Origin of the sequence: Bartonella sp. AU16XJBT, from assembly GCF_028618665.1 — a bacterium.
GTDB lineage: Bacteria > Pseudomonadota > Alphaproteobacteria > Rhizobiales > Rhizobiaceae > Bartonella.
The window spans coordinates 78968-104986 of the sequence record NZ_JAQITF010000005.1; the positions used below are offsets into that span (position 1 = coordinate 78968).

At 38.2% G+C, this 26019-nt stretch carries 21 protein-coding genes; 7 read left to right on the plus strand and 14 right to left on the minus strand.

Annotated elements, in window-relative coordinates:
* Window positions 1-39: 39 nt before the first annotated feature.
* The 7 genes from PVV66_RS04435 to thiC all read right to left on the minus strand — a co-directional run bounded on the left by PVV66_RS04435 (window position 40) and on the right by thiC (window position 6314).
* A complete protein-coding gene (locus PVV66_RS04435) occupies window positions 40-879 on the minus strand; it encodes a uracil-DNA glycosylase family protein (RefSeq protein WP_273717602.1) in 840 nt (279 codons plus the stop codon).
* 336 nt (window positions 880-1215) lie between these two features.
* Complete coding sequence (locus PVV66_RS04440) at window positions 1216-1974, minus strand: hydroxymethylpyrimidine/phosphomethylpyrimidine kinase (RefSeq protein ID WP_273717695.1); 759 nt, start codon at window positions 1972-1974, stop codon at window positions 1216-1218.
* On the minus strand, window positions 1965-2570 hold the full coding sequence (locus PVV66_RS04445) for a thiamine phosphate synthase (protein WP_273717601.1): 606 nt from the start codon (window positions 2568-2570) through the stop codon (window positions 1965-1967). Before PVV66_RS04445 ends, PVV66_RS04440 begins: the two co-directional genes overlap by 10 nt.
* Window positions 2570-3340, minus strand: a complete 771-nt coding sequence (locus PVV66_RS04450; RefSeq protein ID WP_273717600.1) for a thiazole synthase — start codon at window positions 3338-3340, stop codon at window positions 2570-2572. Before PVV66_RS04450 ends, PVV66_RS04445 begins: the two co-directional genes overlap by 1 nt.
* Window positions 3341-3345: 5 nt before the next feature.
* On the minus strand, window positions 3346-3543 hold the full coding sequence (gene thiS / locus PVV66_RS04455; protein WP_273717599.1) for a sulfur carrier protein ThiS: 198 nt from the start codon (window positions 3541-3543) through the stop codon (window positions 3346-3348).
* A 3-nt stretch (window positions 3544-3546) separates the two neighbouring features.
* Complete coding sequence (gene thiO, locus PVV66_RS04460; protein ID WP_273717598.1) at window positions 3547-4497, minus strand: glycine oxidase ThiO; 951 nt, start codon at window positions 4495-4497, stop codon at window positions 3547-3549.
* The gene (gene thiC, locus PVV66_RS04465; RefSeq protein WP_273717597.1) at window positions 4494-6314 is read right to left on the minus strand and encodes a phosphomethylpyrimidine synthase ThiC; all 1821 of its coding nucleotides are present in this window, start codon (window positions 6312-6314) and stop codon (window positions 4494-4496) included. Before thiC ends, thiO begins: the two co-directional genes overlap by 4 nt.
* A 1373-nt stretch (window positions 6315-7687) precedes the next feature.
* Between thiC and PVV66_RS04470 the strand changes: the two genes are divergently transcribed.
* Window positions 7688-8662, plus strand: a complete 975-nt coding sequence (locus tag PVV66_RS04470) for a phage tail protein (RefSeq protein WP_273717596.1) — start codon at window positions 7688-7690, stop codon at window positions 8660-8662.
* Window positions 8663-9261: 599 nt separating this feature from the next.
* Here the strand turns inward: PVV66_RS04470 and PVV66_RS04475 are convergent.
* The 5 genes from PVV66_RS04475 to PVV66_RS04495 form a co-directional block, all read right to left on the minus strand.
* Window positions 9262-10095 (minus strand): heme ABC transporter ATP-binding protein, encoded by an 834-nt coding sequence (locus PVV66_RS04475; RefSeq protein ID WP_273717595.1) that lies wholly within the window; start codon window positions 10093-10095, stop codon window positions 9262-9264.
* Entirely contained in the window at window positions 10092-11171 is a 1080-nt protein-coding gene (locus PVV66_RS04480) for an iron ABC transporter permease (protein ID WP_273717694.1), read from the minus strand. Before PVV66_RS04480 ends, PVV66_RS04475 begins: the two co-directional genes overlap by 4 nt.
* Before the next feature lie 17 nt (window positions 11172-11188).
* The gene (locus tag PVV66_RS04485; protein WP_273717594.1) at window positions 11189-12094 is read right to left on the minus strand and encodes a hemin ABC transporter substrate-binding protein; all 906 of its coding nucleotides are present in this window, start codon (window positions 12092-12094) and stop codon (window positions 11189-11191) included.
* 11 nt (window positions 12095-12105) lie between these two features.
* A complete protein-coding gene (locus tag PVV66_RS04490; protein ID WP_273717593.1) occupies window positions 12106-13149 on the minus strand; it encodes a hemin-degrading factor in 1044 nt (347 codons plus the stop codon).
* Between the two features lie 254 nt (window positions 13150-13403).
* Complete coding sequence (locus tag PVV66_RS04495) at window positions 13404-15581, minus strand: TonB-dependent hemoglobin/transferrin/lactoferrin family receptor (protein WP_273717592.1); 2178 nt, start codon at window positions 15579-15581, stop codon at window positions 13404-13406.
* A 255-nt stretch (window positions 15582-15836) separates the two neighbouring features.
* On the opposite strand from PVV66_RS04495, the gene PVV66_RS04500 reads away from it, so the two are divergent.
* Window positions 15837-16616, plus strand: coding sequence for an energy transducer TonB (locus PVV66_RS04500; RefSeq protein WP_273717591.1), 780 nt, complete (start codon window positions 15837-15839; stop codon window positions 16614-16616).
* 1029 nt (window positions 16617-17645) lie between these two features.
* On the opposite strand, the gene PVV66_RS04505 is transcribed toward PVV66_RS04500, so the two are convergent.
* Window positions 17646-19739 carry a lytic transglycosylase domain-containing protein gene (locus tag PVV66_RS04505; RefSeq protein WP_273717590.1) on the minus strand — a complete coding sequence of 698 codons (2094 nt, stop codon included), beginning with the start codon at window positions 19737-19739 and terminating at the stop codon, window positions 17646-17648.
* A gap of 250 nt (window positions 19740-19989) precedes the next feature.
* On the opposite strand from PVV66_RS04505, the gene dapA reads away from it, so the two are divergent.
* Window positions 19990-20874, plus strand: coding sequence for a 4-hydroxy-tetrahydrodipicolinate synthase (dapA, locus tag PVV66_RS04510; RefSeq protein ID WP_273717589.1), 885 nt, complete (start codon window positions 19990-19992; stop codon window positions 20872-20874).
* A gap of 18 nt (window positions 20875-20892) precedes the next feature.
* A complete protein-coding gene (smpB, locus tag PVV66_RS04515; protein WP_273717588.1) occupies window positions 20893-21369 on the plus strand; it encodes an SsrA-binding protein SmpB in 477 nt (158 codons plus the stop codon).
* A gap of 43 nt (window positions 21370-21412) precedes the next feature.
* On the opposite strand, the gene PVV66_RS04520 is transcribed toward smpB, so the two are convergent.
* Window positions 21413-22081: a uracil-DNA glycosylase gene (locus tag PVV66_RS04520; protein ID WP_273717693.1), complete on the minus strand. Its 669-nt coding sequence runs from the start codon at window positions 22079-22081 to the stop codon at window positions 21413-21415.
* Between the two features lie 561 nt (window positions 22082-22642).
* On the opposite strand from PVV66_RS04520, the gene rpoZ reads away from it, so the two are divergent.
* From rpoZ to pyrE, 3 genes are all read left to right on the plus strand, one after another.
* The gene (rpoZ, locus tag PVV66_RS04525) at window positions 22643-23041 is read left to right on the plus strand and encodes a DNA-directed RNA polymerase subunit omega (protein ID WP_273717587.1); all 399 of its coding nucleotides are present in this window, start codon (window positions 22643-22645) and stop codon (window positions 23039-23041) included.
* 128 nt (window positions 23042-23169) lie between these two features.
* On the plus strand, window positions 23170-25392 hold the full coding sequence (locus PVV66_RS04530) for a bifunctional (p)ppGpp synthetase/guanosine-3',5'-bis(diphosphate) 3'-pyrophosphohydrolase (protein ID WP_273717586.1): 2223 nt from the start codon (window positions 23170-23172) through the stop codon (window positions 25390-25392).
* Between the two features lie 16 nt (window positions 25393-25408).
* The gene (gene pyrE, locus PVV66_RS04535) at window positions 25409-25987 is read left to right on the plus strand and encodes an orotate phosphoribosyltransferase (protein ID WP_273717692.1); all 579 of its coding nucleotides are present in this window, start codon (window positions 25409-25411) and stop codon (window positions 25985-25987) included.
* The last annotated feature ends 32 nt before the right edge of the window (window positions 25988-26019 follow it).

The window sequence follows — 26019 nt, forward strand, 5'->3', positions numbered from 1 at the left end:
AGAAGGTATTTAATTTTAGAGTCAAAAAAGATTAAAGAATTACAAAAGGCTATCGAGGCGCTTTTTTACTTCTAAGAAGTCTATCCATGTAAGCTTCTTTTGACTAGGGGTTCTAAGAAGGTAGGCTGGGTGGAAAGTCGGCATAACAGGTATTTTTATATTATCCTCACTTTCATAAACATGCCATTTCCCTCGCGTTCGGATAATCCCACTTTGAGATCCGGTTAGAAACTGTGCAGCAACGCCTCCTAGCGCTATAAGCACACGAGGGCGTGCTAAATAAATGTGCCGTTCAATAAAAGGGCGGCACAAGGCAACTTCTCTTGGTGTTGGTGTACGATTTCCTGGTGGACGCCAAGGAATAGTGTTGGCGATGTACACATTATTTCTTGTTAAGCCAATTGATGCGAGAATTTTATTCAGTAACATTCCTGCTTTTCCTACAAAAGGAATTCCTTGTATATCCTCTTCTCGTCCAGGGGCTTCACCTATGAGCATCAAGGGACTTCCTGCTGTTCCATCTGAAAAACAGGTATTTTTTGCTGTCAATTTTAATGAACAGCCATTAAATGCAAGAAGAGCAGCCTTTAGTTCATCAAGTGTTTTTGCACTTCTTGCAATCTCTACAGCTGTAGGTTCATTTTGTATAATCCTAGAGTTATGCAGCGGATGATGATCTAATTTTACGGTTGGAGATGTTTTGGGGGGTGTTTGTTGATTATGAGAAAAATTCACAACAGATATTAATTTTTTCTCTGAACAAACAGATTGCTTAAAACGATCAATAGGTAAATCTGCCAGAACAGCGTCCGCACCACTTTCTTTATAAAAGTTCAAGAGTTCTTCATAGGGAATTGAGCACGGCGTTTGATTTAACATTTTACTTTTTCTAATGATCTAATGATTATAGATCAAACAAAATTATCCTTAAAGTTTTATAAATATGTTTGTTAATGCATAAAAACGCTGACAGCATTTTTTCTTTTCACAGAAAAGATAAACCATAAAATGCAGATATTTTCGATTATATACATCTTTTAAATGTACAATTTGTTTAAAGTGCGCGATTTTTAGTTTCTTAAACAGATTAATCTCTCCATAATAAAAGAATTTTCTACAGAACGCAAGTGGTGTGAATGACAATATTTTTATTTATAAATACTATTTATATGAACAAAAATACATAAATATTACTTTTATATAATCTGATATTATTTAAAAAATATTTTTACAATGGGTTAAAAGCAATGTGTGGGTATATGCTTTTGCTTTTTTGACAGCTGAAATAAGAGATTCATCGCGTGCCAAATGGGCTGCAATGGCACTTGAGAGAATGCATCCTGTTCCACGCATTGTTCCTTTTAAACGTGGTGCAGAAATATTGATGACGTCAGTTTTGTCAATGAAGCTGTCAATTGCAAGAGGTCCCTCGGCATGTCCCCCTTTTACTAAAATAGAGCGGGCGCCCAATGACAAAAGTTTTTTTGCTTGTTGTATGGTCTCTTCGTGATGAGATGCCAGTGGGGTTTGGCTTAGAAGAGCGAGTTCGTTTCTATTGGGGGTTAAAAGAGTCACATATGGGAGAAGCTGATTGATCATAATTTCTATGATTTTTTCCGTTGTCAGTTTTCCCCCTGATGAGGCAACCAGTACAGGATCAAGAATAACGGGAATATGGGGATAATCTTCGAGTACACGACAAATTGCTGCTATAATTGCTTGATTTCCGGTCATGCCAATTTTTATTGCGCTGACTGAATGAGCCTCTAGAGCTATACGCATTTGTGCGGCAATAAGTTTTTCATTCATGGGTACAATTTCAGCGACGTGATGATCATCTTGTACATTTACACAAGTGATGGCTAAATTTGCTTTGATGTGAAAATGTGCTGCTGTCTCTATATCACGAACAATACCAGCACCTCCTGTTGGATCAGTGCCTGCAACAATGAGAATAGAAGGTGTCAACGCCATGGCTGGGTCACCTTGAGCCATTGTTCTACTCGTTCTTCGGGTTTTTTATGGAGGATAATGTCGGTGACAACAGCCGCGCTATTGGCTCCTGCTTTCAAAACATCTATTGCGCGTTCTGGGTTTAAACCACCAATGCCAACGAAAGGTAAAGCACCAATTCGTTTTCTCCATTGTTTGATTTTTTCTAATCCTTGAGGTTGCCATTTCATTTTTTTTAAGATTGTCGGATAAATAGGACCAAGAGCAATATAGTTAGGATGAACAGAGAGTGCGATATCCAATTCATGTTCATCATGAGTGCTAAGACCAAATCTTATACCATTTCTACGAATTGCAGGAAGATCAGCATTGCTTAGATCTTCTTGTCCAAGATGAATAAAATTGCATTTTTCATCAATGGCTATGCGCCAATGATCATTAATAATTAATTGTGCTCCCCATTGATCACAGATGTTTTTTGCGCGTCTGATATGTTGACTGATTGTTTGAAGGTTTTCGTCTTTCATACGCAATTGTATGAGTTTTACACCAAGAGGAACCAAGCGTTCAACCCAATCAGCATTGTCAACGATGAGATAAAAAGGATGCAATTTCATCAAAATACCGCTTTACCAATAACGGGCGTTGAAGGAACCGCTACATTGCGTGCTTCGAGAATACCTGCTTTATATCCCATACGCCCTGCCTGGATAGCTTTAGAAAATGCTTCAGCCATCAAGACAGGATCACCTGCTTTAGCAACTGCGGTATTAAGAAGCACAGCATCATAACCCAGTTCCATAGCAACAGCAGCATGGGATGGACGCCCAATGCCAGCATCAATAATGAGCGTAACATCAGGAAGGTAAGCACGGATAGAGCGCAGTCCATCGATATTATGAGGGCCTTTAGCAGAACCAATAGGCGCGCACCAAGGCATAATGACACGGCAACCAACATCGAGAAGCTTTTCAGCCACAATGAGATCATCGGTTGTATAGGCAAAAATATGGAAACCTTCACTGTTTAAAATTTCTGCTGCTTCAATTAAAGAAAAAACATTGGGTTGTAAGGTATCGGTATTTCCGATAATTTCGAGTTTAATCCAAGAAGTTTTAAAGAGATCTCGTGCTAAATGGGCCGTGGTCATAGCTTCTTTAACAGTGTAACAACCTGCGGTATTGGGAAGTATTGTTATATCGAGCTCTTGAAGGAATTGCCAAAACTGCCCTCCTTGTTTTCCCCCAGCGCTTTCTCGGCGTAATGAAACGGTTATAATTTCTGTACCGGATTTACAAATAGCATCACGCAGAATTGCAGGGGAGGGATATTGTGCTGTACCTAACATAAGACGGGATGAGAATTCACGTCCATAAAGATTCAACATAAATATTAGCCTCCTTGCATTGGGCTTAAAATTTCTACTTTATCCCCTTCATGCAAAATAAATTGATCGCGCGCCTCTAAAGGAACAACCTCAGCATTAACAGCAGTTGCTAGCCAATTTCCTTCATATCCCAATTCCACAAGCAAGAGATTAAGAAAAGTGGCTTCTGTTTGAAGTTTTTCACCATTAACAAATATCTGCATGTTTTATTCCAATGCCAATTTCATTGTTCGTTTTGCCATTTCTGGAGATAAAAGAAAACCATGTCTATAAAATCCATTCATAGAAATGTGATTACCATATTTGTATACAGAAGGGAAGTTATCAGGATAAGCTGGACGAACCCCAACACCAGATTCAATAATTTCTGCTTCAGCAAAAGCAGGGTGCAATGTATAGGCAGCGTTGAGCAATTCCATCATTGATCTGACAGAGATGGCGCCATCAAAGTCACTCTCAATCATCGTTGCACCAATCATAAAAATATTATCTTGCCGCGGCACAATATAGAGCGGAATACGGGGATGAAGAAGACGAACGGGACGGGAAAGTTTAATATCCCTACTGCGTAGGAGCAGCATTTCACCCCGCACCCCTCGTATATCTTTATCTTTTCCTAAACGTGCTATTCCTGTTGCATCAATGACCATATCAAAATTTGTTTCAGACGTTTTGACATCAACAAAACATACGCCACTTTTTATTAGGTTTTCTTTTAAAGCAATAAGTGCTTTGCGAGGATCAAGATGCGCTTCATTTTCATAAAAAAGCGCATGGTTAAAACGTTCTGCAAGATCAGGTTCAAGGCGCGTTATTTCTTCACCATTTATAATTCTATGATGATGTGTTCGCTCTGAAAATCGTTCAAGTTCTACCTTATCTCGTGCTGGTGCGACAACTAAAGTTCCTTTTCGTATAACAAGATCTGGAAATGTTTTGCACCACCATTGTATGGCTTGTACACCAAGATCTTCAACAATTTGTTCAGCATTTTCTCTTTCACAGTAAGGTGCTAGCATTCCTCCCGCATACCAACTTGCCGTTCCTATAGGAGAAGAAGGAGGGGCCGATACAGTAACATGAGCGCCTTTTTGTTGTAACATAAAAGCAACCGTTAAACCACCGACCCCCGCACCTTTGATAAGAATATTCTTCAACTACTTACTCTCTTTTTTTGAGGTGCTTCGACATAAATGTCACCCCTTTCTTGATATTTTTCAGCCATAGCAACCATACCTTCACCTTTTGTCTTTTGGAGTGCTGCAGCATCTCGAATATCATGGGAAATACGCATAGAACAGAATTTTGGTCCACACATGGAACAAAAATGCACCAATTTATGCGCATCTTTTGGCATTGTTTCATCATGAAAGGCATACGCTGTTTCTGGATCAAGAGACAAGTTGAATTGATCATGCCATCTAAAATCAAATCGTGCACGTGAAAGAGCATTATCGCGTAACTGTGCTCTGGGTAAACCTTTTGCAAGATCAGCTGCATGAGCAGCGATTTTATAAGTGATGACTCCCGTTTTGACATCATTTTTATCGGGAAGTCCTAAATGTTCTTTAGGCGTTACATAGCACAACATAGCGGTTCCAAACCATCCAATCATAGCCGCACCAATTGCTGATGTAATATGGTCATAACCAGGAGCAATATCAGTTGTAAGAGGTCCCAAAGTATAAAAAGGGGCTTCATGACAGAGATCGAGTTGTTGTTCCATATTTTCTTTAATTTTGTGCATTGGGACATGTCCTGGTCCTTCAATCATAACCTGTACATTTTTTTCCCAAGCAGTTTTTGTCAATTCTCCTAAAGTCTTAAGTTCGGCAAATTGTGCTTCGTCATTCGCATCGGCAATAGAGCCAGGGCGTAATCCATCTCCTAAGGAAAGAGAGATATCATAGGTGCTTGCAATATCACAAATTTCATCAAAATTTTCATAGAGAAAGCTTTCTTTATGGTGATGGAGACACCATTTTGCCATAATAGAACCGCCTCGTGAGACAATCCCTGTTATACGATCAATGGTCATCGGAATAAATGGTAACCTTAAGCCAGCATGAATAGTAAAATAATCAACGCCTTGTTCTGCTTGCTCTATAAGGGTATCACGGAAAATGTCCCATGTTAAATTTTCAGCAACACCTTGTACTTTTTCGAGTGCTTGATAAAGAGGAACAGTCCCGATGGGTACAGGAGAATTTCGAATAATCCACTCACGAATATTGTGAATATTTCGTCCTGTCGAGAGATCCATTACTGTATCTGCGCCCCAACGAATAGCCCAAACCATTTTATCAACTTCTTCTGCCATAGAAGATGTTACGGCGGAATTGCCAATATTGGCATTAATTTTAACACGAAAATTACGCCCAATAATCATTGGTTCGCATTCTGGATGATTGATATTCTGAGGAATAATGGCGCGTCCGTTTGCAATTTCATTCCGAACGAATTCCGCAGTATAAATTTCCGGTATTTCTCCACCCAATAGATTTGATTGCACTGTTTGCAGGTCTTTTATTGAGAGCCCTTCATTTTCTCGTATAGCGACATATTCCATTTCGGCGGTAATAATACCTGCACGTGCATACGCCATTTGTGTAATTGCTTTACCACTTTTGGCTCGTAAAATAGGTCGTTTTTTTTCAAAGGCTGGTATAGGAGAGCTCGTTAATCCATTATCTTCAGGTTTAACTGAGCGCGCAGGATAAGGTTCAGTATCAGCACGCTGAAAGAGCCAACATGAGCCAATTGCTGGTAAACCTTTTGTAAGATCAATGATTGCCTCTTTGTCGGTATAGGGACCAGAAGTATCGTAAACATTTAAAGGTTTTTCACCACTACCATCGGTCAATGAAATTTCACGCAACGGAACACGCACATCAGAAAAAAGAGGACTCTGTTGATAAATTTTGCGTGAGGCGGGAAAGGGGCTGCAACTGATTGATGGAATATTTTTCGGCACAAATTTTTTCCTTTTAAACACAGAGTTCAAAAACTAAGGGGTATGGGGATATATTCAAATGATCAATTATGTATTCTTGAATGAAGAAATGCTTTTAACCTTTTATAGTCAGTGATCTTCAATAAAGTTTAAGAAAATTTATTTTGAAAAGATTAATGCAATATCTAAATAATATCTGCACTCCCCCACATAAACACTTTTGCTAGCACTGGTATGATTGGCTTAAATATGGATATTGTCAATCACAAAGATATTATTTTTAACGATTTTGGTGTATTTTTTAAGAATAAAAAGAGGCATTATGAAGTGATAAACTATATATTAAGAAATTGTTTTTGATAGTTGGGGAGAGAAAATATAAATCAATCGGGCATTTTTTGTTTGGATTGATGAGGCAGATGAGTAAGCAAAAGAGTTTAGAGAGTACTTACTTTGATAGTGCAATGATTAAGAAGAGCACCAATAATTGCGAGATCATGTTCAAAAGGATTTATTGTTCTTGCAAAAAAAATATACCTATAATAAAATATATACAGAGAGGGAGAGCCGTTTTAAATGAGGGCGGGTTTGGTTGTAGAGCGTTGGTTTTAAAAATCTTGCGAGATATGTTCATAAAAGCTTGGGGGGTGGGGTGTGTTTCTTGGTATCTGGATTGGTACAATCTTCAGACTTGAGGAAAGACTGTGATATGTCCTTAGTATTTCAGTTCACTGAAGGTATGAAGAAATTATCTATCGATATATTTTCTATGATGCATGGAGGTTGAACAGAAGTCTGTTCAAAAACATTTGTGCTGATCTCATAACGCAATTTCAAGAATAAATTGAATGAAATAGAACAAAGTATCTGCCTATAAATAAAAACATAATGAGGCATGCAAAGAATCTGAAGCTAACTTTTGAATTTTTAAAATACAAAACATAGTCAAAAGATAGACTTAACATACTGAAAAAATAAAATGTCTCATTAAAAATTCAAATCAGAAACTTTCTAAGCAGATGACAAGTTATTGCATTCAATAATGGTTATATGAAATCTATAGTAAGGGAAAATTTGAACAGTATTTGTAAGCTTTGCAACAAGATGCAGGATTTGAAAATACAACTATATAACGATAACAAAGCAACAAAACAAGATATTAAGTAACCTCAGATGAAGTGGCTACATTACACATTAGAAGTGGAAGCATTAAGACTGATGTTATGAAAAAAGTTTTATGAAATGAACTTATTACAATGGGAAGGAGTGAAGAGAGAAAGAATGCGTAAAATAGGAATGGTGCAGCGGTTATGATGTAGCAATGCGGCGGGCACATTTTAGAGCACAGAACGAGAAATTATTAGAAAAACGATGAAAATAATGGGGGATTTATAATGTCTAATATTTACGATTGGTCGCTAAAAGCTGATGAAAATGCTCATTCAGATAATATCATTAACTGGGCAGAAGGTCAGCCACCTAGTTCTGTCAATGATAGTGCACGGGCGATGATGCAGCGCGTGCGTGAGTATCTTGCAGATAATGGTGGTTCTATTAATTCAAGCTTTACAGTAAATGCAGAAGATAAAACAACATTAATTACCTTAAAGACAGTTTCACCTATAAAGAAATACAACAATGATATCATCATACGTTTTAAAGCTCGTGGTGTAAATGTTGGTGCGACAACAATAACTGTTAATAATATAGGAGAAAAGCGTATCTATAAAGCCACTAATGCGGGGGTTATGCCATTAGAAGGTGGAGAATTTCAAACAGATGGCATTTATGAAATGATATACAATAATGGTGTTTTAATAAAAGAGCATGAGGGTTGGTATTTATTAAATCCTACACCACCAAAGATAGAAAGTTTTCCTGCTGGATTCATTGCAACATTTGCTATGCAAAATGTGCCAAATGGTTGGCTTTTATGTGATGGTAAGGCCTATAAGCGTGAAGATTATCCGCAGTTATTCAAGGCAATAGGTGATAAATGGGGTAAAGACAGCAATAAAACGTTTAAAGTTCCTGATTTTAGAGGCATGTTTTTACGCGGCTTTGATAATGGTCGGGGGGTAGATGGTGGTAGAAAATTTGCAGATGAACAACAAGATAGCATAAAATCGCATACGCATATTGGAAACATTGAAAATGCAGGCGAGCATGCGCATAGTTTTGAGTATAAAGGAGTTGGATGGCCAACTGGTGATATTGGGAGACTACCGAATCATTATACCTATAATGCGACCCTGAAAGGGACAACAGATTCAGCTGGTGTGCATACACACAAGATAACCCTTTCCCGTACGGGTGAAGCAGAAACGCGCCCTGTTAATACAACCGTTATCTACGCTATAAAATCATGAGTATGATTGGGGAATAAAGTATCTATACGCCCTGATAATTTTATTAACGCGGAGCGATTCCGCGTTATTTTCTACGTATGCGAAGAAAAAACTATCTTATTACAATACTTAAAAGAGTTAAAAAACAATTTGTAAATAGAGGGAGAAAAGTCAAAAATATGATTTGATATGCTTTTACTATAGAGGTGTATAAATTAATATTTGTCTATTTATAAAAATATCTAAAGCATATGTGTCATGAAAAAAATAACGCCATTAAAGCCACAAATGAATATTTTATAGATTGAAGAAAGGGATTTGATTTCTATCGGGTATTTAGAAAATATAAACAATATATCTAATTTTGCACATATTTCTTGGATTATGTTGATAAAAACAAAAGTTATAGAAAAAGCGGGAAAGCGCATATCGATATTATATAAGTTAATAGCAAAACAAAATCTCAAATATTTTTAGTCTCGTAAAATTTTAAACAGGTTTTTTTGTCCAAAAATACGGTGTACTCGATCCTCTTTTTTAAAAGGACATATGAAAAAAGAAGTTCATTTAACAATAAAACAGACCGTTTAATATTTACGTGTTTTATTTTTTTATGGATTTTAATTTTTAGATTGAAGCCGATAGCTTTGGGATCTAATCTCATAGGAAGATGCCGTTTGAGGGAGTATAAATGGGATATCTTCTTTAGGTAATTCAGAAACGTTTAAGGAACAATGATAAACATCGTGGAGATTTTTTGTTGTCAAAACATGAGTCGCATTTCCTTCGCAATAAATCTCTCCTTCCTTAAGCAAGATCATGTTATCTGCATAATGTGCCGCGAGGTTGAGATCATGGAGAACAGCAAGAACACCACCACCAGAATGGGCAAATTGTTTTGCAATATCCATAACGATAATTTGATGTTGAATATCGAGGCTTGCAATAGGCTCATCTAATATCATCCAACGAGGAATTCCATTATAAGTGGGTTTCCAGATTTGGCAAAGAACACGCGCAAGTTGTACGCGCGCTTGCTCTCCACCTGATAACTGGTGATAATATAGGTTTCCATAATCAGAAAGGTCAACGCGCTCTAAAGCTTCTTGGATAAGGTTTTGTAATTCGGCTTTGGTAATGGTAATTTGGTTTACAGAAAGACCAAGCCCTACAACTTCATGAACTAAGAATGGAAATACGAGTGTCGTTGATTGTGGTAAAACGGCTCGCATTTTTGCCATTTCACAAGTTTTTGTTTGGCGTACATCATAACCATTTAAGGTTATTTTTCCACTGTAAGGAATTTCCCCACTCAATGCTTTAACAAAAGTACTTTTTCCTGATCCGTTGGGACCGATAATGATGGTAAAAGCTCCACTTTTAGCTTGAAGATTAATGTGGCTAAGAATCTGTTCCTTTCCGCGCTGAACGCAAATATCTGTCGCTTCAATCATGAAAAGTCTGTCCCTCGTTTACATATAAGAATCCATAGGAAAAAGGGGGCACCAAAAAGCGCTGTTACGATTCCGATTGGCAATTCTGCGGGAGCAACAATTAAGCGTGCAAACGTATCAGCAAAGATAAGTAATGCTGCTCCCAAAAGAGCAGAGTAAGGAATGAGATAGCGGTGATCAGGACCAATGAGCTGACGCAAAATATGAGGGACAATAATACCGATAAAACCGATACCACCACTGACAGCAACAGCACTTCCACACATAAGAGCAACAAGAGGAATAGCAATATTTTTAACGCGTTGAACAGGAAAACCGATATGACCAGCAACGGCTTCTCCAAGCGCAAGAGCATTAAGAGCTCGTGCTAAAAAGGGGGAGAAAAGAAGACCAATAAAAATAAAAGGGAGAACAAGCCATACTTTCAACCATGTCGCACCCGCAAGAGAGCCAAGACTCCAAAAAGTGATATCGCGTAATTGTTGGTCATTTGCGATAAAAATCAACGTTCCGACAACTGCACTGCTTAGGGCCCCAAGGGCAATACCAGCAAGCAACATGGTTGCAATAGAGGTAAAGTTATGATGCGTCGCTATGATGTAGAGAACAATCGTTGATAAAAGTCCACCAAAAAAAGCGCCTATGATAACTTTGTATGGCTCTAGAAAAGGTGCAAATGAAACGGGAAAGGCAAAACCGATAACAATTGCTAAAACAGCACCAAGACCGGCTCCTGCTGATACACCTACAATCCCAGGATCTGCAAGAGGATTACGGAAAAGCCCTTGCATTAGAACACCAGAGACAGCTAAAGCTGCTCCAATCAATAATCCTAAGATAACACGAGGAAGCCTGATATCAATAAATATGAGATAATCGCGTGTCTTACTACTGACAGAAAATTCTTGCGTAAACATGCTATAAAGAAAATCAAAGAAAGAAGTATTTGAAGCACCATTTAAAAGTCCGCTTAAAATACTAAAGACGAGGAATATTATTAGACTGAATAAGAGTATTTTTCTCAAATTCTCGCGATTTATTTTTTTATTTTTTTTTGTTTCAGATGCATCAACCATGGATGGCGCTACCAATTCTATCCGTTTTTACCGTTTTGGTTTGCTCCATAAAGCATATGAATAAGTTCTCTTGATGCGTATGCAGTGCGTGGACCAAATCCTAAAAGGTACATAGCATCCATTTGTTTAATAGCATGATTTTTGGCGGCAGTTGTTGCTTGAATTGCTGGTATAGCTAAAAGCTTTTCAAGATTAAGAGATCTTCCACTATGTGTTATAAGCAAAATAGCATCAGGATTTGCTTTCAATAACGCTTCGTTATTGAGAAGTTTATACCCTTTATAATCAGTAATGGCATTGACACCACCCGAAAGCTTTATGATACCATCAGCCGCTGTATCTGTTCCAGATGCCATAACGCGCCCATTTTGCACGGACAAAATAAAAAGGACACGCTTTGGTTTGGTTACTTTTGCCAAAAGAGCATCATTGTCTACAAAATCACGGCTCACTTTTTGAATTAACGCAGCGGCTTCTGCTTCACGATGGACGGCTTTTCCAACGAGGCGAATTTTTTCTATGACACTTTCTCGAGAATAGTCTTCTGGTATGATCACGATAGGGATTGATGTTTTCTTGAGAATTTCAATTGTAGAAGGAGGCCCACTTCCTTCAACGAGCAAGATTCCTTCTGGAGCAAGAGACAGAACACCTTCAGGTGAAAGAGCACGCATATAGCCAAGCACAGGAAGTTTGAGAGCTTCTTTGGGATAAACACTTGTACTATCACGAGCAACAAGTTGATCTTGTGCACCTAATGCATAAACAATTTCCGTTAAAGAACCGCCAATAGAGACAATTCGTGCATTTTCAGAAAAATGTGTGGTAGGCTCAGCTATGACTCGTTGAGAAGAGAAGCTAAGAGAAAGCAATATAAAAAGAAGAAAAAAACTTAATTGTCTGCGCAAAAGAAGTATAAGCATATTTTATCTTTCTAAGCGACGACTAATTCTTGATAGGGAGGAAGAGACTTCAATAAAGAACGCCAATCCTCACGCTCTTTTTGACCTTCTTTGCGCAAGCCAAAGAACTGAACAATCATTTCATCATTTTTATCGAAAACTTCAAGCGAACTGACATAACCATCACGGGTAGGTTTGCGAACATGCCATACACTAGAAATTCCAGACGTGAGTAAATGGAGGTCAAACTCTGGATCAAGAACATTAAGCCAAGGCCCCATTTGCTTAATATTTTTTACAGTCCCACTAAAAATTTGGATACACCCCTTATTACCAACAAAGCACATAATTGGTAGTTCTTGTTGTGCAACTTGGTTAAGCATTATTTCAACAGCATCTACCTGTAATGCATCAGCAAATTCATTGCCAGCATATTTTACAGCATGATGCCGATTCATTTTAAATTCGGAAATAATTTTGTGAAGTTGGTGTACATCTGTCATTTTTCGCCAACGATCCCGAAAATTCTCAATATCCAATTCTGTTATGTCACACTGGACTGGAAGAGAAACGGGAAGAATGTCAAGAACAGAGGACTGATCTTCAAGAAGAAGTTTTTCAACAAGTTTATTCCACTCTTCCATATTGGTCATAGCTTTAGAATAGACTTTAAAAATAGCAACGCCATGCTGATCAAAGAATTGTAGACTTTTTGTAGGTTTTCCAAGAACAACGACATCATATTCAAAACCGAACTTCCATTGTTTTGTAAAAATACGCAAATCAATTTCACCAAGTGTTATAGGAATATGTTGGTTTTGAACAATTTTTTCAAAACGTCCTGTTATTTCGTGAACAGCATGTTCGTTTCGTGTTAAGACCATGACTGTTCCAAGTCGAGGTGCACTCTCCAAGAGAGTAGCAACATCAGCTTGTAGTCTTTTTGCCTTTCCAACGGTACAATAGGCCGCAATAAGTTCCGCTTCAGATACACCAATCGAAACCGCAAAATCGCGGTTTCGCATTTCTTTTTTTTCTTCACGCAAGCGAAGAATCATTTCAGCTGTATATGCCATGGACTTTACCTTATTTTACTTTCACTCAAAAACTAACTTTCAAAATTTACAATTCTAAGGCAATAGATCAAACTCTTTTAAGAGCTCAATCTATCACAAAATAACGCTCTATCGCCAACAGCCGAACAATCAAAAAACGATAAAAAAGGAAGAATTAAAACTTTTCTATCAAACCCTTGTAATTTTAAAGATCTTGAAAATAGAAACACAATAATTGATCCTTTTATCGATACGATAACAGTTAACAGAAGTGACTAAAACTTTTGTACGAACGACACCTTAAAGTTACGACCAGGCTGGCTATAATAATCCTTCGGTGTTGAACTTTTACCTGAAGGAAGTTCTGATGCATTCCAATATTTTGTATTGAAAAGATTGTAAACACCGGCTCTTAAAATAGGTCCCGTTTCACCGAATGGTTTCCACCACCCTGTCATATCAACGACATAGTATCCTGGAATTTTTTGGTAATCAGATGCTTTAGCTACTTTGTCACGTTTGGCTGCCAAAGTGAGGATAATATCGCTTCCCCAAACCTCTTTTGCATACCCTAATCCGATAACTGCTTTCAAAGGAGGAATTGAGTTAAGATACTCCTTTTTATCAAGATCTTTTCCTTGTGAATAAGCAAGGGCAACATTGCTATGAAAACCATTTTTAAGAACTAAATGCGCTTTTGTTTCAACACCAAAAATTTGTACGCGGAAACGATTCATGTAATGCCGACGCGCAAATTTGAATTCCTCTGATGGACCTTTATCCTCAGTATCTATGAAATTCTTATATTGGTTGATAAAGGCATTGAAGGAGCCACCGAAATTTGCATTTCCATACCGTAGACCAACATCATACCCATTGCTTGTTTCTGGTTGAAGATCAGAATTTCCTTTCACGTAATAAGCAGAAGGTTTGATATAAGAAACGTAAAGCTCTGGAATACGCGGTGCACGAAAAGCTTGTGCCCACTGAGCATAAAGCGTTACTTGATTACGAACATCCCACTCCATGCGCAATTTAGGAGAAAAGCGTGATCCACTTCTTTCTGGAGGAAATTTATCAGAAATCAGCGCTTTCTCATAAGAAGGCGTTTTCTGAGGAATATATTTGTACCAATCATATCGGACTCCCGGCGTTACACGAAAACGATCATCAACGAACCCAACTTCATCTTCAAAAACAAAACCTAAATTGTAACCATTCGTGTCTGGTGAATCTGATCGATTAGCAGGAACGAAAAGACATCCTTTCGCATATTCTTTCACATGGCAATTGTCTTTGCCTAACAAATAGTGATGAAATTTAGATGAGGAAACATTCATTGCAAACTTTAACGTATGACTTACAGTGCCAAAATCTACTTTTTTAAGTGCATCAGCATTGAACCCATAATTGATATTACGCAAAAAATTATCTCTCAAATAATCCCCTTTAGGTGCTGAAACACGAACGCCAGTCAAAACGTGACGACTTGATTGCCTTTGCCAATAAAGCAGCCCACGAAACGCATCAAGAAACGCATCGCCATTACCATTATAATCATAAGAAAGAGAAAAGCGCTCACGAATTTTATTATCCCGATCATAAACGGAACCTAGAGCATATCTTGCAGATTCATTTAATGAATGTGTGTTACTATTATGACCAAAACGTTCTGCGGTAAAACCAAGCCGATGATTATCACTCAAATATTGATGGATTTTAAAAAGTAAGTTATTTTTATCAAAGTTAGAAGGGTTTTTACGCGTGCGTTCCTGATATCCTCCCACTGTTCCCATATTTTTGCGCTCATGACCTTCTACATAAGACCCTTGAAAAAGCAAAAATGTTCGGTAATTACGCACAGCAAAAGCTTGATTAACGCGCCAACTGTTATCAACAGAATGATAACCACCTTTTATAAGGCTTCCCCAATTCTTTCCCTCCCCGATAAGGTCTTCAGGATTAAGAGTACGCAACGCAATTATCCCCCCAAGCGCCCCAGAACCATAAAGACTAGAATCTGACCCTTGAATAGTATCAAATGTAGAAAGCGCATTGAAATCAAAAGTTGTATTCCCACCTCTACCACGGAATATATCATCAAACCATGGAAGAGAAATACCATCCATCGTTGTAATAACACGGTTTGCATCTAAACCACGAACAACGAAACTGTTATTTCCTGAGTTATAGGAGACAGAAGGATTAAGACGACTCACGTCATAAACATCAGTTATTTGTTTTTCATCAATATTCTTGTCGGTTTTACGATCAGTTAGAATGGTTATTGAATTCGAAGCATCTTCTATTCTTTTTCCTTTAATAAGGATTGGTTTGAGCTCAGTCACAACATTCTTATCACTGTTTTGTGCAAAAACAAATGAAGGCATACAGACCGACAATGCACCTAAAATCACACAGCTTTTATGGATATTTTCTCGTCTTATTCGCATAACTCATTATAACCTTTTTTTTTAACATCCCCTCTCTAAGCTTGAAATTTACATATAAAAATGCCCGTAAAAACGCTTGACTTAAGCCTATCAAAAATTAGCCAACCAAGCAGGAATGATTTAACAACATAAAATCACAGAGAAACCATATTAAACATGATAAAATCAGTCAAGAAAAAAGTTGCAATTTCAAAATAGCTTGTTTTAATGAGATGAAATATCAATATTGCACTTAGAATAGCGGCGGAAGAAACGATGAACTTTGCAAATACCAGGCAGTTATCAACTCTTTGGATTGGTGCATTTGTTGGCGCTCTGTCTTTGCATATTGCATTGGGAGCACAGTTTTATTTTCGAAAGACTGGCGTCAGTAATGGTATGCTCTCGTCGACGGTGATGTTAACTCTTGCCCAAGAGAGTGTATATCTGGATGCTGATGTAGATTCGTCGAATCCAGATCATGATACAGATTTATCAAATATCAGCATGAAATCAGAACTATTGCAGCCAGATCTTGCTGAGCAAGAGCCAGAGATATCGGAAACGGTGGATGAAATTCAACCGGAAGAGCTCCAGCATACTGTAGAAAAGGATGATTTTACAGTAAAATCTTTGGAAGAATCTCTTCCTCAAAAAGTAGAAGATAAAATTTTTGAGAAAAAAACAATACCAAAGACAGTTGTAAAGCAGCCACCTGTAAAGGCCGTGCGTTCACTTAATGCCAAACAGAGCGGCAGTACAGCAGGGCTTGAAGATATGGTGTTAATGGAGTGGTTAGCGAAGGTACAGTCGCAATTAGAGAGGCAAAAAAATTATGTGGTAGGACAGCGTACCAGTCGAGCAAAAGGAACGGTGAAGTTAGAATTTAGGGTGCATGAGCGGGGGAGTATTTTTTCTAGCCGTGTCGTCGTTTCTGCTGGAGATCCAGAACTCGATCGATTGGCTATGGCAGCCCTTCAACGCGTTGGTGCTTTTCCTCCCCCTCCACCATCAAAAGTGAATAAAACGATCAGAGTATCCTTGATATTTAGCTGATTTTTTATAAGGGGCTCTATTTAGATAATATATTGATTTAGAATGATTGTTTATCATTTTATAATTTGAATGAAATATAGTTCTCTCCAAATCTTTTGACATTAAATCAATCAAAACCATTTGCTTAATACGGTCATAAGGGAGATCATGGATAAAAAAACTTTAAGAGTAAACATATTTCTTATAAATGCTCTAAATGAAAGGGCTGTTGCAACGTTGAGCATTCGGGGCTGATAGGGCTATAGCTTTCATCTCATTAAAGGCAATATATTCTAATTGATTTTTATACCATTCGTGAGAGGCTTTTCATAAGCACTCTTCGAGTTCAACATTGTGAAATGAACTTAGAAACATTAAAAAGTGCTTTTTAAAACAAAATAGGCATAAGCGAAGTATACTATTTGGGCTAAATATTCTGCTTTGTATGAAAGATGTGAGCTTATCTATAAAATGAAAGAAATAAAAGGCAAAGCTTCATCTGCATATCTTAAAAGATATTGATATGTTTGAAAGTTGTAAAGCTGAATGAAAAGGGAAGGGGCAGGAGGATATTTTTTATCTTTAAGGTTTTCTCACTCAATGAGTCTGTGTTTTTGCTTTAGAGATGATCCAAACAGATATACGTAATAATGCACGCCTATTGAGTATAGAAATGTTGTAAGCAGAAAAAATATCTTCAAAACATGCTGTTGTACAAGATTTGAATGTTGATGAATAAGCAACAGTAAAAGAATGCGCTATTCATTTTACTCTTTTTACATTGTGACCTCTATTGATATTATTATTTATGTGTTGAGAAGAAATGCACTATTTGTACAACATAATGATTTATAAGGATAATTCATTATGTTGTATTTGGAATGAGTGCCTCAAATGGCGTAGGATTTTTCCACTTCAACTCTATTGATACTGAATCAATTAAAGTCATTGACTTGCATGTTAAAAGTGAGGCCGTATGTGGTTACTCTTTTAAGAAGGAATAAAAATGTCTCTTAAAAACGCAATGCTCTTGGGAAAGATTAAGGCATATTATTTCCATCGACCAGAAAGCAGGTCGGTTTTTATATCTATTTTTCCAGTGAGTCTTGCTTTGTAGACACCGTAATTTTCCATGACACGCATCACGTAATTCCGTGTTTCCGTATAAGGGATACGTTCAATCCAATCAATGATGTTATCGAGAGATTGTCCTCTAGGATCGCCATAACGTTTGATCCATTCATCGACCCGACGGGGACCTGCATTATAGCCAATAAGAGTGAGTATATAGGATCCATTAAAACGTTCCAATTGTTCATTGAGAAAATGGGCCCCTAATGTCACATTATAATGAGCATCACTGCTGAATTTTTTATGAGACCATGCGATTGAGTATTTTTTTGCGAGTGCTTTTGCGGTTGTAGGAAGCAATTGGAGTATACCTTGTGCACCTGCTTTTGATATGGCTGTTGGATTAAATTCGCTTTCTTGGCGTGCAATGGCATAGATAAGCGATTTTTCTTCTACAGAAATATGCGCAGAAGCTGGTATAGCGCCTAAAGGATGAGAAAGCGCCCCGACATTTTTCCCCTGAAAAGCAGCCATTTTTCCGATTTTGAGGCTGGTATAATAGTCACCATTTTTTTCTGCCATAACAGCCAGAAGAGCTAATTCACCAGGGCTTTCTATTTTTTTTCCGAGTTCTCTATAAAAAACTTTAGCAAAATCAGCATATCCGGCTTCTTCAAGACGTTGAATTGCTTTGATCGCTTTTCGTGCACTAAAATGTTGTCGCTCAGCGGTTGTTGGTTTAGGAAAGGAGATATTAAGCTTTTTTTGGTTGAGTCGTGCAGCGGCTAATTGACCATAATAAGTTGCACCAAAATGAGCTGCGCGATGAAAGTAAAGCTGAGCATTTTTGTGTTCTCCTAGCGTTTCTGCTGTTCGTCCCATCCAGTAATATCCACGTGATGCAGAAAAAGGTAAAGAAGAGAGTTGAGGAAGACGTGAAAAATGCTGCATTGCCAATTTAGGGTTATGAAGGAACCGTAGTGCGTACCACCCTGCATGAAACTCAGCATCGACGGCTAATGCGGATGTCATGCCAGTGTGCATCGCAACGAGCTGATAAGCTATTTGGGGTTTGTTTAAATCGAGCATTTCCCGAGAAAGGGCGCGTTGTTCTTTCCACAATGAATGAGGGTTCATAAGATGGAAGGTATCTTTTGATGTTTTCATCATCAGTGTTGCGGCGGCATCATATTGCTTTGTTCGCCGAAGATGGCGCATTCGAGCAAACTGGAAGAGAGGATCTTTTTTCCATATTCTCTCTATAGCTTGTAATTTTTGTGTCGCTCTGGGATCATTTTTTTCAACGGCCACAAAAGCATCAAAAAGAGATTGAGCACGGGCTAATTTTGCAACGCGTGCCGCTGAATCAAAACGATGTGCATACAGCATAAACTGCATGCGTTTTAAATGATCAATAGGTTTTAAGGCAGCGCTTGCATTTTTAAGAACAAATACTTCTTCTTTTGCATTAAGCGTTGTTTTATGCCACCACGGTGCAATAACATGTTGAGCACGGGTAATTTGTCCCGTTGCAATAAGTGCTTTAGCGAAGATTGCCATGCCTTGTGCTGTGAGAGGGGAGTGATGAGAAAATTTTTGGATGATGACACGTGTGACATTGGTTTCGTTAAGAAAAGCACGTTCAGCATTGCGTTGCATCGTTTCTATACCGGGCCATCCTTTTAGCATATTGATTGCGTTATATATTTCAGAACTTGGTATATTATCTTGGTTTGATAGCCCCAGCGCCCATGTCAGAATATCACGATCAAGGCTATGTTTTTCCATTGAATTACGCAGGTTTATTGTTTTTGCAACATTGTTGTTTGCAAGGGCATCTAGCCCAGCTTTTAGTTGTTTGAGTGTCGCAGTATTGTGCGATGTCGTGTGTCTTTGTTGAAGAGGTTCTTGAGCTTCTTGTTTAACAGTAAAGGGGGTAGGGCGTGCCGAAGGGATTGGTGCTTTCCCATGTAAAAGAGGTGTTTGTGCATAGGCACTTGAAAATAAAGTTTCTATTGCCAGTATAAGTGCAGTAAAGGTTGATACGAAAAGAGAGGTGGAAAACACACGCATAGAGAAAAGACCTTAAGACCTTGCTTTTTGTAAAAACTTAAGGGGTTATAGAACACAAGCATGAAAAACGCGTTAATACAGATGGCTTATTTTAAAGAAATGTTCAAAATTTAAGGAGGGACATGTTCATCTTATAGAGGCTTTTTTTGAAATTCATCTTGCTTCAATGATAGAGCAAGATTATGCTCTATTTAAAATTTATAAAGGCGATTATTAAAAAAATAAAAGCGAACATTATAGGGAGTTTATCATGCTCAAGGGAGCTATAACTGCGCTTATCACACCGTTTGATCAGAAGGGTGCAATTGATGAGAAAGCGTTTTGTGATTTTGTTGAATGGCAAATCACACAAGGGATTAACGGTGTAAGCCCTGTTGGGACAACAGGTGAATCAGCAACTTTAAGTCATGAAGAACATAAGCAAATTATAGCATTGTGTGTTGAGCAGGCCGCAAAGCGTGTTCCTGTTGTTGCTGGAGCAGGATCCAATAGCACAAGTGAGGCTATAGAGCTTGCACAATACGCGCAAAAAGCTGGTGCAGATGCCGTTTTGGTTGTGACCCCCTATTATAATAGACCCAATCAGTCTGGTTTATATAAGCATTTTTCTTCCATTGCCAAAGCTGTTTCTATTCCGATTATAATTTATAATATTCCGGGTCGTTCTGTTATCGATATGGCTGTGGAAACGATGAGAGACCTTTATCAAGATTTTAACAATATCATTGGTGTTAAAGATGCAACGAGTAGAATTGAGCGCGTGAGTGAACAAGGTGAAAAGTGTGGCAAAGATTTTGTGCAGCTTTCCGGTGATGACTGTACAGCATTAGGTTTTAATGCACATGGAGGTGTCGGATGTATTTCAGTTTCCTCCAATGTTGCTCCAAAACTTTGTGCAGAGCTTCAAGCTGCTTGTTTTCATGGTGATTATAAAACAGCACGGGAATTAAATGATCGCCTCATGCCTCTAAACCGTGCTGTGTTTATCGAACCTAGTCCAGCAGGTATTAAATATGCTGCTGCAAAATTGGGAATTTGTGGTGAGACTGTGCGTTCTCCGATTGTTCCATTAACAGAGAGCACAAAGAAGGTTATTGATACAGCCCTTAGTCATGCTGGTCTTTTAAAAGCATAAAATGATATTGAAAAAGCCATGAATAAAAAAAAGAACGCGCCCGTACGGAAAATAATTGCTGACAATCGTAAAGCACGTTTTAATTTTGAAATCCTTAATAATCTTGAGGCCGGTCTTGTTCTTCAAGGAGCGGAAGTGAAGTCTTTACGTTCTAATCATGCGAATATTGCTGAAAGCTATGCTAGTTTTGAAAATGGGGAATTATGGTTAATAAACAGCTATATTCCTGAATATACGCAGGCTAATCGTTTTAATCATGAGCCGCGGCGGTTGCGTAAGTTATTACTTTCAAAACGTGAGATGGCACGCTTTTTTAATGCAACATCCCGTGAAGGAATGACACTTGTTCCTCTCAAACTGTATTTTAATGAACGTGGGCGTGTTAAGTTAGAGATTGCGCTAGCACGTGGGAAAAAACTTCATGATAAGCGCGAAACGGAAAAAAAACGTGACTGGGGACGTGAAAAAGCAAGACTTTTAAAAAGATATGGATGATCGATTGGGATATCCTTTATTTATAGCGCTTTTTAAAACAATTTTAGCATTGATCTAAGTATGTTTTTGCTGCTTGAAAAATTTGGTGAAACATAGCGTCTGTCAAGCGGCCAGTATTTGTATTATAACGAGAACAGTGATAGCTTGAAAAGATGCGTAATCTGCCAATGTTATTGATTTTGCCATGTCCAAAAGGGTGAGCTAAAACTTTTGCATTAAGAGCACGTATCGTTGAATGGTGTGCAATGGAGCCTAAGGTAATAACGGCTTTAAGTTTGGGAAGATTTGTTAAAAGAGGCGAAAAAAACGAGCGGCACGTGTTAATTTCTGCACCGGTAGGTTTATTTTCTGGTGGAACACAACGAACAGAGTTAACAATTGCAGCATCAATCAGTTCAAGATTATCGTCTGCTCTTTCTTCAAAGGTTCCTTGGGCAAAACCGAATTTTTTCAAAGTGGAATAAAGTAAATGTCCAGCATAATCACCCGTGAATGGACGTCCAGTTCGATTGGCTCCGCGTAATCCAGGCGCAAGACCAACAATGAGAAGACGCGTTGTGTCTGCTCCTTTATAGGGAAAGAAGGGGCGTACCGGTGCGTTATGCCAACTTGGTTCTTTCACACGCCAGTCAGCGATAAACTGATGGAGCCTAGGGCATAAATTGCAATTTTGGGGAGGCTCTGGGCAAAGGGATGTTAATGGGCTATTCATGGCGTTAGGCATCAATTTTTTATTCTTTTGAGTCTTTTATGGCGTATATGATGGGGCATGTTTTGATAAACAATCTAGAATATAAATAAACTGCTTTAGAAGAAAGTTTAATATAAACTTATGGCTAATTCTGATGTAACAAGAAGCAATCTTTCAGTAAGTTATTCGATGAATAAGAGTGCAATACATATGCTGTTCAAAGAAAAAATTCTATCTTTCATAAATATATTATCATAAAAAATGTGCATAAGGCTGTTGTTATTGAAAAATATTTCCAAGAGCTGGTATTTCTTTTAAAAGGATAAAGACTCTAAAGAAATATTTTGTCAAGAAACGCCTTCCTTTGCTTCACTCCAATCTATTGGAATGCTTTTAAGAGAAGCTTTGATAACGAGTGCCAATAGGATATACGTTTTTTTATAAAGTTTCCAAGAATTTTTTCCAATAAGTTCTTTAAGCAAAAAATATGAAAGCTTGTGTTGTTTTTCTTGTGTTTTATTTTGATTATTGTATATACTGACCACCCGCTATTAATTTTTTTTATTTGAGAAAGAGGCATAAATGGCCCGCGTAACGGTAGAAGATTGTATTGATAAAGTTGATAACCGCTTTGAATTGGTACTTTTAGCAGGTCATCGGGCGCGTCAGATTTCACAAGGAGCGCAGATTACAGTTGATCGTGATAATGATAAAAATCCAGTTGTTGCTTTGCGTGAAATAGCAGAAGAAACATTGTCGCCTGCTGATTTAAAAGAAGATCTTATTCATTCGCTGCAAAAGCATGTGGAAGTAGATGAGCCAGAAATGGCAAGTGGATTTATCACTCATTCAAGTGAAGCTGAAAGTGTTTTTAATACATCATCGCAAGAAGAAGGAACTTCATTTGATCATATGTCAGAAGAAGAGCTTTTAGCGGGTATTGAAGGTTTGGTTGTTCCAGAAAAAGGTGAAGATTATTAATTGCGGTGGTTGATATTACAGGAATAGAGATACCTTGTCATGTAAGGAGCAGTTATTTTTCTTGTCTTTTGTTGATAAGATGTGTTCAATAAGGATTAGAAGTGTGAAAAGATAAAGGATATGCGCGTATGATGCGTCAGTGTGAGCTTGTTGGACGTGTTCAGCGTTACAAGTCTGACGTAGATGAGGCTCTTTTAAACAGAGCTTATAATTATGCAATGAGAAAGCATGCGCATCAAAAGCGTGCTTCAGGTGATCTTTATTTTTCTCATCCTTTAGAAGTTGCTGCTATTTTAACAGATATGCGGTTGGACGAAGCAACGATTGCTGTTGCTCTTTTGCATGATACAATTGAGGATACAAGTGCTACACGAGCAGAAATTGATCAGCTTTTTGGTTCTGAAATTGGGAAGTTGGTTGAAGGGCTTACAAAGCTTAATAAGCTTGATCTTGTATCCAAGAAAGCTGTACAGGCAGAAAATCTTCGTAAACTCCTTATTGCCATTTCTGATGATGTTCGTGTTCTTTTAGTCAAACTTGCGGACCGCCTTCATAATATGCGGACCCTTGGTGTTATGCGTGACGATAAACGTCGGCGAATTGCTGAGGAGACAATGGATATTTATGCGCCACTTGCGGGCCGTATGGGTATGCAGGATATGCGCGAGGAATTAGAGGACCTCTCTTTCTTTTATTTAAATCCAGAAGGTCATCGTACGATTACCAATCGACTTTCTGAATTATTGAAGCACAACCGTGATTTGCTTTCCACAATTGAAAATGAATTGACAAAACTTTTTTGGGAAAATGGCATTAAAGCAGATGTTAAAAGCCGTCAGAAAAAATCTTATTCAGTTTTTCGCAAAATGGAAAGTAAAGCATTATCTTTTGAACAGTTATCGGATATTTTTGGATTTCGTGTGATTGTTGAATCCGTGAATGATTGTTATCGTGCTCTTGGTGTCATCCATACGACATGGCCGATGGTTCCTGGTCGTTTTAAAGATTATATCTCTATACCAAAGCAAAATGATTACCGTTCTATTCATACAACTATTGTGGGTCCTTCAAGACAACGCGTTGAATTGCAAATTAGAACGGCTGCCATGAATGAAGTTGCTGAATATGGGGTTGCGGCCCATTCCATATATAAAGAGAGGGGGTCCAATTATTCGACTTCAAAATTATCAAGTGAAATGAATGCCTATGCATGGTTGCGTCAAACGATACAATCTTTATCTGATGGAGATAATCCGGAAGAGTTTTTAGAACATACAAAACTTGAGCTTTTTCAAGACCAAGTTTTTTGTTTTACACCAAAAGGTCGATTAATTGCTTTTCCTAAAGGCGCAACACCTATTGATTTTGCTTATGCCGTCCATACAGACATCGGTGATTCTTGTGTGGGCGTAAAAATCAATGGTCGTATTATGCCTTTAATGACTAAATTAAAAAATGGTGACGAAGTTGATATTATTCGTTCGCATGCTCAAGTTCCACCGGCTGCGTGGGAATTTCTTGTTGTCACAGGTAAAGCACGTTCAGCCATTCGACGCGCAAGCCGAGCCGCGGTACGTAAGCAATATTCGGGTTTAGGATATCGTATTCTTGAGCGTTCTTTTGAATATATGGGAAAACAATTTTCAAAAGACGTTTTGAAGAAAGTTTTGCCACGTTTGGCACGTAAAGATGTAGAAGATGTATTGGCTGCTGTTGGGCGTGGAGAACTGTTTTCCGCTGATGTGATTAAAGCAGTTTATCCTGATTATCAAGAGCGTGTGGTCCAAAAGTCATTTTTTAAGCCTGGGGAAGAAGGGTGGTTCAATATTGAAAATGCTCAAGGTATGATTTTTAAGGTTCCAGAAAATGAAAAGGATGCAATGGTCGAGAATCATCAATCTAGAGCATTACCTATTCGAGGAACCCGGGGAGATATACCTGTACGTTTTTCACCAGAAGGAGCTGTGCCTGGAGATCGGATTGTTGGTATTATGCAACCAGGCGCGGGGATTGTTATTTATCCAATACAGTCTTCGGCTTTAATGGCGTATGATGATCAACCAGAAAGATGGATTGATGTCCGCTGGGATATTGATGCCCAAATGAATGAACGTTTTCCTGCACGGATGAATATTTTGGCTGTAAATCGTCCTGGTTCTTTAGCTAAAATTACGCAAATAATTTCTGCTAACGATGCCAATATCCAAAATTTATCTTTTATCCGTACAGCACCAGATTTTACAGAAATGATGATTGATTTAGAAGTTTGGGATTTAAAACATTTGAATCGTATTTTTTCTCAATTAAAAAATGCAGATTCAGTCAGTACAGTACGGCGGGTTCATGGATAACAAGAAAGATTTTGCAATGAATACACAAGATGTCATTGATATTTTTAAACAAGCAGATGCTATTCTAGAAGGGCATTTTATTTTAACATCGGGGCGCCATAGTGCGACTTATATGCAAAAGGCAAAAGTGTTTATGCATGCTGACTTGACGGAAAAGCTCTGTCGTGGATTAGCTGAAAAAATAAAAGAATCTATCGAGGAACAAATTGATTATGTCGTTGGTCCCGCAATTGGCGGTCTTATCCCTTCCTATGAGACTTCACGTCACCTTGGAGTTCCTTCTCTTTGGGTGGAGCGTGTCAATGGTGTCTTTGAATTGCGTCGTTTTGAAATAAAGAAGGGTGCACGGGTTGTTATTGTCGAAGATATTGTGACAACGGGTCTTTCCATTCGTGAGACTGTTGAGGCGCTGTCGGCAGCAGGAGCAGAGGTATTGGCAAGTGCATGTATCCTTGATCGTTCTGGTGGTAAAGTTGATGTTGGCGTTCCATTGATTGCGCTTGCTGAATACGAAATAGCCTCTTATGCGAGTGATGCACTTCCGGCAGATCTTTCTGTTCTTCCAGCGATTAAACCAGGCAGTCGAAATATTTAATTGTTTTTCTATTTTTTTTTATGCAAAAACTT

Bases quoted from the DNA above. Each gene is read 5' to 3' on its own strand.
- PVV66_RS04435 (WP_273717602.1), bottom strand. From the start codon at position 879: ATGTTAAATCAAACGCCGTGCTCAATTCCCTATGAAGAACTCTTGAAC.
- PVV66_RS04530 (WP_273717586.1), top strand. From the start codon at position 23,170: ATGATGCGTCAGTGTGAGCTTGTTGGACGTGTTCAGCGTTACAAGTCT.
- PVV66_RS04440 (WP_273717695.1), bottom strand. From the start codon at position 1,974: ATGGCGTTGACACCTTCTATTCTCATTGTTGCAGGCACTGATCCAACA.
- PVV66_RS04480 (WP_273717694.1), bottom strand. From the start codon at position 11,171: ATGGTTGATGCATCTGAAACAAAAAAAAATAAAAAAATAAATCGCGAG.
- PVV66_RS04450 (WP_273717600.1), bottom strand. From the start codon at position 3,340: ATGTTGAATCTTTATGGACGTGAATTCTCATCCCGTCTTATGTTAGGT.
- PVV66_RS04500 (WP_273717591.1), top strand. From the start codon at position 15,837: ATGAACTTTGCAAATACCAGGCAGTTATCAACTCTTTGGATTGGTGCA.
- pyrE (WP_273717692.1), top strand. From the start codon at position 25,409: ATGAATACACAAGATGTCATTGATATTTTTAAACAAGCAGATGCTATT.
- PVV66_RS04445 (WP_273717601.1), bottom strand. From the start codon at position 2,570: ATGAAATTGCATCCTTTTTATCTCATCGTTGACAATGCTGATTGGGTT.
- PVV66_RS04495 (WP_273717592.1), bottom strand. From the start codon at position 15,581: ATGCGAATAAGACGAGAAAATATCCATAAAAGCTGTGTGATTTTAGGT.
- smpB (WP_273717588.1), top strand. From the start codon at position 20,893: ATGAATAAAAAAAAGAACGCGCCCGTACGGAAAATAATTGCTGACAAT.
- thiS (WP_273717599.1), bottom strand. From the start codon at position 3,543: ATGCAGATATTTGTTAATGGTGAAAAACTTCAAACAGAAGCCACTTTT.
- PVV66_RS04505 (WP_273717590.1), bottom strand. From the start codon at position 19,739: ATGCGTGTGTTTTCCACCTCTCTTTTCGTATCAACCTTTACTGCACTT.
- PVV66_RS04470 (WP_273717596.1), top strand. From the start codon at position 7,688: ATGTCTAATATTTACGATTGGTCGCTAAAAGCTGATGAAAATGCTCAT.
- dapA (WP_273717589.1), top strand. From the start codon at position 19,990: ATGCTCAAGGGAGCTATAACTGCGCTTATCACACCGTTTGATCAGAAG.
- PVV66_RS04520 (WP_273717693.1), bottom strand. From the start codon at position 22,081: ATGAATAGCCCATTAACATCCCTTTGCCCAGAGCCTCCCCAAAATTGC.
- PVV66_RS04475 (WP_273717595.1), bottom strand. From the start codon at position 10,095: ATGATTGAAGCGACAGATATTTGCGTTCAGCGCGGAAAGGAACAGATT.
- PVV66_RS04485 (WP_273717594.1), bottom strand. From the start codon at position 12,094: ATGCTTATACTTCTTTTGCGCAGACAATTAAGTTTTTTTCTTCTTTTT.
- PVV66_RS04490 (WP_273717593.1), bottom strand. From the start codon at position 13,149: ATGGCATATACAGCTGAAATGATTCTTCGCTTGCGTGAAGAAAAAAAA.
- rpoZ (WP_273717587.1), top strand. From the start codon at position 22,643: ATGGCCCGCGTAACGGTAGAAGATTGTATTGATAAAGTTGATAACCGC.